At 63.4% G+C, this 10,295-nt stretch carries 3 protein-coding genes and 1 pseudogene; all 4 read right to left on the reverse strand.

The genetic code is table 11. The annotated features are described in order from the left end of the window. A pseudogene (locus tag AC1D1X_RS07850) lies at nucleotides 1-589 on the reverse strand (hypothetical protein); the annotation flags it as partial. Continuing rightward, the gene (locus AC1D1X_RS07855; RefSeq protein ID WP_477668680.1) at nucleotides 586-6,627 is read right to left on the reverse strand and encodes an SdrD B-like domain-containing protein; all 6,042 of its coding nucleotides are present in this window, start codon (nucleotides 6,625-6,627) and stop codon (nucleotides 586-588) included. The gene AC1D1X_RS07855 and the pseudogene AC1D1X_RS07850, both read right to left, overlap by 4 nt. Before the next feature lie 116 nt (nucleotides 6,628-6,743). Further along, a complete protein-coding gene (locus tag AC1D1X_RS07860) occupies nucleotides 6,744-9,386 on the reverse strand; it encodes a beta strand repeat-containing protein (RefSeq protein ID WP_477668681.1) in 2,643 nt (880 codons plus the stop codon). A gap of 118 nt (nucleotides 9,387-9,504) precedes the next feature. Beyond that, entirely contained in the window at nucleotides 9,505-10,005 is a 501-nt protein-coding gene (locus AC1D1X_RS07865; RefSeq protein ID WP_477668682.1) for a hypothetical protein, read from the reverse strand. Nucleotides 10,006-10,295 lie beyond the last annotated feature (290 nt).

Genomic DNA, 10,295 nt, shown 5'->3' on the forward strand with positions numbered 1-10,295 from the left:
GCCCGGGGCGGCCCGCGATGTTGAGCGCGCCGCCCTGCCCGCCGCCACCGCCGCCGGCGATGATCAGCCTGGCATTGGCGGCCGTGGCCACCACGCTGGCGGCACCGCCGCCGGCACCGCCGCCGGACCAGCCGCTGCAGCCGGCCTGGCCACCGGAGCCGCCGGCCCAGCCCGGAGCACCGCCCGCAAGGCCGCCCGCGCCCGCCGCGTTGGCGCAGGTAAAAGCACCTTGCGATGTGTTGCCGGGCCGGCCACCCTGTCCGACGGCCACGTTGAGCACGGTGCYCGGGGCGATGTAATACGTGCCCGTGGCTCGCGCACCCGCGCCGCCAGCGCCGCCGTCACCGCTCAAGTCATTGCCGCCGCTGCCACCACCCGCGCCGTTGGCCTGGATGATCACGCCGCCCGCGCCCGCCGGCACGGTATAGGTCTGCAGGGCGCCCGTGTAATTGAAAGTTGTCTGTGCCATCGCGCCAGTCGCGGCCAGCAGCATGACGGCCACGGCCCATACCAGGCGCGCCCACTTGCTTGCCGGTGAGGATCGGCGGGGCGCATACGAGGAAAGGCCTGGACACTGAAAAAACATCATGATTTGGGGCCCGCCGTGTTGGAAGGTGAGGCAGTGGCCGCGCCAGCCGGTTCAAACACATTCTCGTCAAACTTGAAGCGTACACGCAGGTAGACACCACGCTGGGTGTAGGCCTCGCCCGCCAGGTCAGCGGCCCGGAAGCCCTTGATGTTGTAGCCCAGTGACACCCACATGTTTTTCCAGGCCAGATAGCCGACTTCCACGCCCACCGCGGTCTCCGCGGCGCCGTTACCCCACATGCGGTAGGCCTGCAGGCTGACGTCCCAGCGCTCGGTAAGGTCCCAGGTGGAACGGCCGCCAATCAACTGGGTAAAGGAGCGGCTGCTGATGCCGTTGGACTTGTCGCGGCCCCATTTGGCGGCATAGCGTGCGCTCGTCACCCAGCTGCGGCTGGGCTGGATATTGAGGTGGGTGGAAAGAATCAGCCCGGACTCATCGCGGCTGACGCCTGGGCCCAGGGTGCTGTCCGAATCCTTTTTGTATTCGATGCGACCCAGCGCATTCCACACGTCGGTGCTTACCGGGCGATAGGCCACACCGGACTGCGCCGTGATCAGTTCACGCTTGCCGCCCGTGGCGCCGAGGTTGGTCTGCTCGCTGTAGAGCGCGCGGTTGAGCAGGGTCCAGCTGTCGTCCAGCTTGTTGGCCAGCGCGCCCGTCAACAGCCAGCCGCTCGAAGTGGCCGATGTCTGCCACTGTACCTGGCCGGACGCCTTCCAGGTGGCCGCGGCCGTGTAGTCGGCTCCGATGGTGACGGCGCTAGAGTCGTCGATGGTCACACCCGACAACGGCTTAATGCGTTGCAAGCTGGCTGTCAGGCCGACGCCATTGTCCAGGCGCCAGAGCCTGCGCAGTCCGACCGCAGCCTCGCTGCTGCGGCCGTTGATGCTGTCGCCCATGCGGTATTCATTGAACAGCTGCGTGCTGTCCGGCAGTTCCGTATTGAGGCCGGCAACGGTGGTGTATTGCGAAGTCGACGCATTGAGCGTGTAAATGCTTTTCAGGCTATTGATGAAGTCGTGGCGCGCATACAGGCGCGTTGTGGAATTAATGGCATAGTTGCCGCCGACGCCGACCTCCCGGCCGCCGCTGCCGTCGATCGCGTATTCGGCCAGGCCGTAGACGTCGGCTTGGGGCACATCCGGAACCGGCACCGTCACCTTGACCCGCGCCGTGGTGTAACCCACCTCCTCGGACGAGCCTGAAGCCAGCGCCGTGGCGGAAGGCGTCACCGGAACGGTACTGCCAGGCAAGGCCGGACCGGAAAGMGCAGCGGCGGTGTTGGCGCTGCTGTAGCGCACGCCAACTTCCACCTTCACATTTCCGGGCAGGCTGTGTTCGAGCTTCAGGTCCGCGCCGGTTTGTGCCGCGCCTGTCACGCTGTTGGCAGTGCGCAGCGCTTCAGCGACAAGCCTGTTCTTGTCATCTACGGCGTAACCGATTTTTGCGCCGTATTCAGACTGGCCGGCCGACTGCACGCTGTTGGGGTTGTAAAAACCCGCACTGGTGCGCGCACCCCAGACGCGCGCCTGCAGCGCCTGGTCGTCATGACGGACTTCCACGCGCTGGCCTGAGCCGTTGCCCTGCAAGTCTGTACTGCTGCGGGCGATTTCACCGGTGGCCACGGTTTTTTCGCCCAGCTTCGCCGTCACGTTCAGTCCGCTGAGGTTCTGGCGATTGGCGGGGTCGGTGTCCTGCACCGCCGTCGCGCCGAGCGATATACCCGGAAGGACTTCCAGGCGCGCATCGGCGCCGGCGACCGTATGCTTGGGGCCGCCCGAGTCCACCGAATAGCTGACCCGCACGAAGATCGGATTCAGGTCGGTGTCCACGCTCGGAACCGGAGTCTTGAGCAGAAGCTGACCGCTGAAAGGTTCGATTTCGTAGTCGGTGAACTGCGCCAGCGGTGTGTCATTGATGATGACTGATGCCTGGCTGCGGCTTCGCGTGAGGATGTCGACTTGCTGGCTGTTGACCACACCGTTGATGTTGAGCCGGAACGGCCCGGAAGTGCCATTGGCGCGGAATTCCTGCACCAGTTGCGTCGTCGCCGTGCGGCTTGCAAAACCTTCCACGGTCACTGCGCCTTCCTGGTAACGGCCCTTGACACCGTTCAGGGCGCGCGAGTATTGCGTGAGCTGACGTGCGGCGTTGTCGCTCTGGGTTGAATAGTCGCCCAGCAGTGCGTAGTTGGTGCCGTTTTGCAGCATCACGTAGAGCTTGCCGGTGGACTGGGCGTCAAAGCCACGCGCCGACGAATCGCCATACACCGGGTAAAACTGGTTGGGCTGGATATCGCGGAACAGCGCCGTATCGGAAGGCTTGTCGGAATCGTAGGCCAGCGTCAGCAGTGAAGAACCGAGCACCTTGCCTTTGAGGAACAGCGCAGTCCGCGCAGCCGCTTCGCCCTTGCCACCCGCAAAGCTGCGCGACGTGCTCCGGATCTGCCGTTCAAAAACATCGCCGCTTTGCGCGGGTTGCAATGCGGAAGGATTGAGGCTGCGCAGGTTGAGCGTGCCCTCCACAATACCGGCCGCAATCATGGGCCGCAGGTTGGGCATGAACTCGATGGCCGCCACAGACTTGACGGTGCCGCTGGCAATACCAAGCTCCGCCTTTCCGGGCTGGGCGGGTGGCAACAACAAAAAGCGGCCCTCACCACCTTCAACAAAGACCTGCGTGCCGGGCTGGCGTGCATCCAGGTCGGGAGTCTGCCACTGGCCAAGGCTTGCCTGCAGCGTCACTTGGGTTCGCACGGCCACCGGCAGGCCTTGCGCATCGCGCAGCGAAATGGTGACAGGAACGGCAGTCGCACCGTCAGCAATCAGCTGCGCAGGCGCGCCAACTTCGATCTTTGCCAGGGCACCGGGAACCAGGATCGTGACTTGCGCCGTTCCGCGTGCATTGCCAAAACCGTCTACAGCGCGCACACCCAGCGTATTGCGGCCGGGCCGGAGGTCAACACCGATGTATTCCCAGGCGACGACGCGGTTCTTCTCAAGGCTGCTCTTCTTGCCTACCTGTGTGGCGGGTACCAGTTGCCCATTGAGGGTGACCTCAAACGTGGCGCCTAGCGGGCCTTTCACCCGGACGCGGGTCTGGGCTGAAGGCAACACCTGCTCGTTGACCAGCCCGACAAAACCAGTTTCACCATTGAGCTCCGGCAGGAGCTCTTCCAGTGGAACAACTGCCTGTAGCGATTCGGCACCGGAAACCGCCGAAGGTTGCGCGGCCTCCGACACAACCTCCAAAGGCGCGTAAATAGGTTTTGGCAACCCCTGGGCGTTAGGCGCATAAGGTCCGCCCGGATCGCCCACGGCGCCGAGAGTGCCCGGTAGCGGCGCCGCCGAACCTGCGGGGGTATTGTTTTTCTGTGCTCCGGGCAGACCGAGCGCGCCGCTGGAGGGAAGCGTCCGGCTGTCCACCGTCGCTGCGCCGCGGTTGGCCTGCAGCAACAGGCCTGCGGCCTGGGCGATCTCCGAAGAATTGCCTAACGCTTTGCGGCGCAGAGCGATCTGCTCCTGAATGGCGGCCGTGCACTCGGCGATGGCAAAGTCAGCTTTGTGGAGCTCGCCATTGGTCAGGTCCACAAAACGGCTGGCCGCATCAAGGGCATTTCGATTGTTGAGCACCTGGAGCGAAGCACCTGCAGGCAATGTGATGCTGTCGATCTTGGCGACATGGGTGCGTGGCTCCAGGCCGTAGAAACTGTATTTGCCTTCCTCGTCGGTCACGGCATAGGTGCCGTCTTCCAGATAAATCCGAACGCCCGGAATGCCTGGCTCACCCGCATCCTGCACACCATTGCGGCTGCAATCGGCAAACACCTTGCCGATCACGTAGGCTTTGTTGGAAAACACGCCACCGACGACCTGGACGCGAACGCTGGACCGGTTGGACCGCACCACGCCGCTGGCAGCCTGCGCCGTATTGATGCCGTCACCTCCCTGGCCGCCCACGCCGACGCGCACGCGGTAGGTCAGCGTCGGCTGTGAGCCGGAGGCAATGGCACCCACCGCAAACTGGAGGCTGGGACCCGCACCACCTGAAGGGTCTGCAAGGGGCACGCCGTTGAGCCGTGCCGTGCCGCGCACATAGGCAAAGCCGGCAGGCAGGCTGTCGCTGACCACAACACCGGGGAGTGCCCCTGCGCTGACGTTGTTGAACTTGATCGAGTAGTCAACAAAGTCCCCGATTTCTGCTGTCTTCTTGTTGGCTGTTTTCTGGATAAACAGGCCACCCGCATTCGCACCAGGATCCAGGGGTACGTCGAAATGCACAGGCGCACCCGCCACGACGAAAGTGCCCCCGTAAGAGCCCGGTGTATCGATCAGCCGACCCGCAGGCTGTATCCCGGCAGGAAGCAGCGATGGAAAGGTGAAGCCCGCCGGTTGGGTGATTACCAGCCGGTATGTGCTGTTGGCCACCAGCGGAAATTCATAAAACCCGTCGGCAGCTGTCACGACAACGCTGGGAGCCGGCGTTACCCCATCTATCTGGAACACGACGGCTGGCCCACCGGGAACCCCGCCGTTGCCGGCACCGGTGACGTCGATCAGCGCTACCGTGGCGCCGGCAACAGGCTGGTTGGTGGATGAATTGAACACGATGCCGGAAGGATCCACCAGCAGCGTGGTCGTCGCCGAGACGGTGATGCCGCCGCAGGAGGAAATCGTGGCCGTCACCGTGTCGTTTCGCAGCACTTCCAGTATGCCGTCGCCGGAAGCCACGATGTGCGTCGCCGCATTGGCTGTGGGAACATTCGGCATGATGCGGAAGATGCCAGTGTTGGGGCCGGTTTCCACAGCCGTAAAGGTTTCCGAATCTCCCGTAAGCCGGCTCACCAGCGTGATGGGCACCGTACCTACTGTCGTGGAGTCAGCGTTGCACACAGCAGCATTGGCCTGCACAAACAGTGGATGGCCCGGCGTACCGAGGGCGGTCCGGTTGGCATAAGAGGCGTTGCTGTAGAAAAGGATGTCTGCCGCGTATGCCGGCAACGGCAACACCACCATATTGCTGGTGGTGGTCAACGGTGCAGCGGCGTCAGTCCAGTCCGCATAGGCCGTGCCCGACACATTGCCCGACGCGTTTGTGTTCACGCTGACATTAAATGTTCCCTGGAACAATCCGCCCTGAGGCAACGCGGCAATGCCCCAGGCAACGGCGTCCACCGTGGCACCACCGGGTATTGCCGTGACATAGCTGTTGGTCGCTCCGCCCAGCAGGTGGTACAGCGTCTGGGCACCGGGACTGGTAGACGGCAGGGCCGAGACAAAGGCCGTGTTGACCGGCACCGGGGCGCGCAGGATAAAAAGCGTCACTGGTGCGCCATTGACAAGCACATTCGCCGGGCTGGCCGCCATGTTTCCGTTGTTGATGGCCCTTGCGGTAAAGCTGAGAGCACCACCCTGAATAGCGGTGGCCGACGAGGCTGAGTAGCTGACCTGGATTGCCGCACCATTGGTGAGATTGATCGTATCGGTGTTGGTCGCGCTGGCCCCCTGGACCTGGCTCAACGCACTCAGGGTAATCTGGGCCGTCTGGCCGGGCGTCGCGCCCGGCGGGATCTGGCCCGTGATCAGCAATCCGGCATTGGCGCCAACGGCAACCATCACAGGACTTCCGGCAGGAACCACGGGTTCACCCGCATCCACTAAACCGTTGCCATTGACGTCCAGCACCACCTGGAGATTGAGCGGTGTGAAGGCGCTGCCGCCGGACACACTGGCCGTGATCAGGTAGTTCGTGGTGCTGTTGCCGCTGTTGGCAAGGTTATGGTTGATCGTGAATGACGAACCTACGCCGATCAGCAGGTTCTGGCTGGATGCCAGCGTGAGCGCTTCAAGCGTCGCCACCGTGGTGTTCACGGTGTTGGAGTTGAGGTGAACCGTCAGGCCCGTCGCCGCGTCCACAAAAGTTGCTGTCGCCGTGTTGCTGATCACCGTCCCTGCCGGGGTCGGCGCTGCCTGTGCTGCTGCCCAGAAGAGCAGCAACATGCAGGAGATCAGCAGCTTGCGCAGCGGGCGAGGAAGCATGGTTGATGGGCTTGTTGTTCGGTTTTCGACAGGGCGTCGCTTTCCAAAGGGCACGCGGCCGTGCCCTTTGAAAAGCGGGGAAGCTTTCGCTTCCCGCGCTTGAGGTCAGTCCCGGGTTAGGGGTTGATGCGTACACCGAAAGTCACGACAGCCGACTGACCAGGGGTCAGGGTGCCGATCGTCGCGGTGACGGTGCCCGCTGCGCCTGCGGAGGGGCCGGTCACGGTACCTACCGTGCTTGCCGCAGCGCTGCTCAGGGTGGTGTAACTAGGCGTCGCGTCGGACACCACAACGGAGGTCGCATTCGCGGATCCGACATTGGTTACGGTGATCTGGTACAGCACGCACTGGTTGGGACGGGCGCTCAGGGTAGCTGCCGCGTAGACCGTGCCACCGTTGGCGCCAGCGCAAGCCGTGTCCAGGGATTGCGCCTTGGTCAGCGTCAGGTTGCCGGCGATCACGGTCGTACTGTCAACCGCAGTAGCCACGGCAGGAACCGTCGTCGCGTAGCTGCCATTGGTGGTCGTGACCGTGATGGTCGTGGCGTCCACTGCACCGGGGGTTGCGCCGCTAGGAGCGATCACCTTGTTGAACACCGTGATCGATGCACCGGGAGCCAGACCCGCAGGCAGGACGCCCGCGGCATGCAGCGTGCTGCTGATCTGAGGGTCGGTCGCGTCGAGTACGCCGTTGGCGTTGGCATCGTAGTACAGCGCGGAAGTCCAGCCGGCCTGGTTGTCGGCGCCGGCCAGGGTCAGCGTACTGACCGTGCCGTTGCCTTCCAGCACGTTGCCGGTATTGGTCAAGGTGTGGCTGTAGACGTAGGAGCCGCCTGGATAGGTCTGGCCGGCGCCGTTGGGCGTGAGGGTCACCGAGCGCACGGCGTTCACGACCACCGCGTCATGCAGCGTGTCCGAAGCGTTCGACGTGGGCGACAGCGTACGGAAGTACAGCTGCGTGGTGCCCGCTGCAAAGCCGGCAGGCACACCCACCACCGCGCAGACGACAACGTTGCCGGCGGCGGCCACGGAACCCGTGTTGGTGATGGTCGCACCCGTGGTCGAGCAGTTTCCTGCGCCGCCGTCGGCGCGGAAGCTGACCGTCCAGCCGGCCGGCAGCGTCACGCTGGCAAAGGTATTCACCGTGCTGGCGCCCAGGTTGTAGCTGTCCGGCGAAGGGCCGGTGTTGTTGGCCACGATCGTGAAGACCGTCGAGGCGCCCGGGTTCAGCGTGTTGGTGACCTGCGCGGCACCTTCGCCGTTGGCGAACACGCCCACGCCGGGAACACCCACCGCGGTCGGCAGGTTGTTGGTGGCATCAACCGCTGCGGCAGTCACGGCGGTCAGCTGGTCGTTGGTGGTAGCCGTCTTGGTCGGGTCAAACACCGAGGTGGCCGTCTTGACAATGATGAAAGGCGCGCCGGCGTTGGTCGCGTTCGGAGGCAGCGTGGCCTTGAGGATCACGTTGTAGGTAGCGCCTGCGGCCAGCGGGCCGGTGTCAACCGTGCCGTCGCTATTCGTATCGACCAACGGCGTGACGCCGTCGCTCTTGTACAGCTGGAAGGTCGTACCAGCGGGAAAGTTGCCCGTGCTCAGCGTGATGTTGAAGGTGTCGGAGCCATTGCCGGTATTGGTCACCGTGTTGGTGAAGCTCACCGTCGAGCCAGGCGCGGCCGGGCCAGGCACCGTGGTGCCGGTCAGCGTCACGGCGGCGGTCTGCAGCACCGTGAACGGCACCGTGTTAGAGCCGCCCGTTACCGTGGTAGCGCCGTTGTTGTAAGACGTCGTGGCGGTGTTGTTGAGTACGCCGGGTGCAGTTCCCCCGGCTACGGTCACGCCGAAGCTGATGGTGCCAGATTGGCCAGCCGTCACCTGGTTGAGCGTGACCAGCAGGGTCTTGGTTCCCAGGGTGTAGCCCGAAGTCAGGGTGTTGGGTGCAGAACCACTGGAGGCACCAGCGTCGCTCAGCGCCGTGGCGCCCGTCACGCTCCAGCGTGCAGAACCCGCGGTATAGGTCAGGCCCGCCGGCAGAACGTCGGTGATCGCCACGGCGGTGGCCGTGCTGTTACCGGTGTTCGTGTAGGTCAGGGTGTAGGTGATGGCCGTCCCGGCCGAGCCGCTGGACACGCTTGCCGACTTGGTCAGCGTGACGACCGCGTTGGTCGTGGCCGTGGTCACGTCGGTGTTCGACTGGGTTTTCGTCGGGTCAAATACGCTGGTGCCGGTCACCGTGATGGTGTTGGTCTGTGCCGCCGTAGCCGTGCCCGGCAAGGTGGCGACCACGATGTACTTGAAGAGGCCGCCTGCGGCCAGCGCGCCCGTCGAAGTGATCGCCGGGCCCGTTGGTGTACCGCTGCCGTTGTCGGCAAAAATCTGGACGCTGGCCATCGAGAAGCCACCGGTATTGCTGGTGGTCAGGTTGAACGTGTCCGTGCCGTTACCCGTGTTGGTCAGGGTGTGCGGGTAGTACACCACGCTGCCGGGGGTCGCGTTCTGCGCGCCGTTGGCCGCCAGGGTCAAGCTTGCAATCTGCTGCACCGTGGTCTGCACCACGTTCGACGTGACCGTGCGCGTAATGCCGGATGCATCCGAGTACGTGGCCGAGGCCTGGTTGCTGATGGACGTGCCCGCCGGCGGTGGCGCGGCATGGGCCGCCAGGCCGGCCAGAGCCAGCATAAGCGCGACAAACAATCCCACAATCCAGTGGGTGAAAAAGTGCTGCAACCCTAAAGGCTGCGGACTCGAAGGATTGGCATACATGGCTTTTTCTCCTGGCTACTTAACAACGGTGAATCAACAAACAATTAACGGGGAACGGAAAGGCGAAATGCGCCGCCCGCATGGCGGGAGGCGCAGCTGCAAGGGAAGCTGGCCGTCATCACGGTTTGGCAGCCAGTGCGACTGCAGGTGAATCGATGCGCACACGCAGACTGACCACGGTGCTGGCGCCTGCGGCCAAGGTGCCGGTTTCCCAGCGCAAGGCGCGATAGTCAGACAGGGGAACGGGCTCTTTGCGCACGCTGCCGTCGGCCTGCTTGACCATGCGCGTCAGCGGCATGGGTGCAAAGATGCTTCCGTCCGTTGAGGCCAGAGCCTGTGCAGGTTCGGCACTTGCCGCGATAAAGGTGGTGCCGGGAGGCACCGGTATGGTTGCCAGAAGCTTGCCGGCTGCAGCGGTGCTGGTATTGCGGTAAGTAGCGCTGTACTGCAGGACATCCCCGGGTTTGCCGTCGCCGGCGGGCTTGAGCACGGGCTTGCCGCCCACCATCTCCACGCGCTGCGCCAGGAGCTGGGAAGACACCGGCGAGGCTTGGGCCAGCACAGCTTGGCCAAACACCAGTCCGGCGGCAAAAATACAAAGTTTCAGGGCAGATTTCATGGGTAACGTCCTTTCGTGACTCTCGGCAAATGGCTGGCTCGGAGGCAGATCCATGTAGGGCCGGCAACATATGCGCATCGATATGTATTTGAGACGTAACTTTATGTTACTTATCAACTTTTAGAGCCTCGATTACTTCACACGAACGCAATAGATGTGAATAAAAACAAAAATTTCGTGAGAAAAATCGCATAAACGTCCGTATTTAGTTGAATTTCAGTCTTCAATCGGAGTGATTGAAACAGTAAGTTACATATTAAAACATCGAAAATCCACCAAAAGATCCGAAG

The organism is Polaromonas sp. P1_G4, from assembly GCF_056405475.1.

Coding starts and splice junctions, on each gene's coding strand:
- AC1D1X_RS07860 (WP_477668681.1), bottom strand. CDS start 9,386: ATGTATGCCAATCCTTCGAGTCCGCAGCCTTTAGGGTTGCAGCACTTT.
- AC1D1X_RS07865 (WP_477668682.1), bottom strand. CDS start 10,005: ATGAAATCTGCCCTGAAACTTTGTATTTTTGCCGCCGGACTGGTGTTT.